This is a genomic window from Orenia metallireducens, assembly GCF_003001995.1.
Taxonomy (GTDB): domain Bacteria; phylum Bacillota; class Halanaerobiia; order Halobacteroidales; family Halobacteroidaceae; genus Orenia; species Orenia metallireducens_B.
In genome coordinates, this window is sequence record NZ_PVNB01000087.1 from 1 (window position 1) to 1,455 (window position 1,455).

A 1,455-nucleotide genomic window follows, 5' to 3' on the forward strand; every position below is an offset into this window, starting at 1 on the left:
TCACTATCGTTGCATTGTTAAAAAATACAATTGAAACTCTTACTATATTTTATTACTCATAGTTTTAAATTTAACAATAGGACAAATGTCCTATTGAAATTTTATTAAATAATTTAGATAAATATCATTAAATATCAAAATATACAATAAATTTCTGTAACAAGTTAAAGTTACCCTGAGTACAAAACAATTATTTTCAAACTAATGTTTATTTAACCAATTAAGCCAATTAAATGTTTTCTTAATATATCTAAATATAGAGTATTTTATTTTTCTAGTAAGTTCAAGTAAAGTTCCTTTGAACCTAGACTTTCTCTTGATTAGCGTTAAAATCAAGAATAGAATTATGGCAGTATAAATCTGGATTAAAACAGCATTTTCATTTTGTCCAAAGAATCGCTTTATTTTTAAGTGTTGCTTAATCCACTTAAAGAATAACTCTATTTGCCAACGTTCTTTATACAGTTCAGCTATAACAGTAGCTTCTAAATCAAATCTATTTGTTAATATAGAAATTATTTTTTCTTTATTATCTCTATCAATTGTCTTAATCATAACTAATCTCATAGGATATTTCATTCTAGTTTTTGATGTATGGTCTCCTAGCATAACATTAGCATCCAATAATATATTAGACTCTATATCTTCAGTAGTTAAAGGCATAGTTTGGGTAATCTCGATTTTAGTATTTGATTTTGCCCTTGTTACAAAATAAATATCATCTTTTATAAATTGATCAAATTTCTCATAATGAATATAGGCTCTATCAAAAAGATAAGTAACACTAGGGTCTAACTTCAATTTATCAAATACTTCCTTATCATGAATAATAGCATTAGTAATAAGGATATTTTCAGGAGCCTCATTATTTAAATCATATACAGTATGAAGCTTAATACCCCCCTTGTTTTTTCTAAATTTAGCCCAAGGGAATAATGATAAACATAGGCTAACAGTTGAAGAATCTATGATTTTTACTAAGCCTATATCTTTCAAACTTTTTCTAAGACCTTGCCTAGCTTTAAGTTTATTAAATAAATGCTGAAAAATTTCAAAAAAGATTAGATTATTTCTACTTTCATTTTTACGAGAAAGTTGAGACTTACTTATTTTAGGTAATGATTTATTTAATTGCTCATTATGCTTTAATTCAGAAACAAAATCTTCTAAACTATCTTTTTCTGTAAGGTGATAATATAGTAAGTATAATAAGTGAACTTCGGTTGTTAGTTTTTGTGCCTTATAATCTGAATTATATTTATCGATTAGATTTCTGAAGAAATCTTTGTCGATAAAATCTAGAAATTTATTTAAAAGTATGGTACAATTATTCATAAATTGATTCTCCTTTGATTTTATGGATTTTTGTACTGGGCAGTACTTATCCATTTAATCAGAGGAGTTTTCTTTTTACAACAGGTATTTTATTGAAATATCTAGATGCAACGCTAGTGA

Annotated in this window: 1 protein-coding gene; it reads right to left on the minus strand. The window is 25.6% G+C overall.

Annotated elements, in window-relative coordinates; translation table 11 throughout:
* Positions 1-201: 201 nt before the first annotated feature.
* A complete protein-coding gene (locus BX659_RS18700) occupies positions 202-1,335 on the minus strand; it encodes an IS4 family transposase (protein WP_097016973.1) in 1,134 nt (377 codons plus the stop codon).
* Positions 1,336-1,455 lie beyond the last annotated feature (120 nt).

Coding starts and splice junctions, on each gene's coding strand:
- BX659_RS18700 (WP_097016973.1), bottom strand. CDS start 1,335: ATGAATAATTGTACCATACTTTTAAATAAATTTCTAGATTTTATCGAC.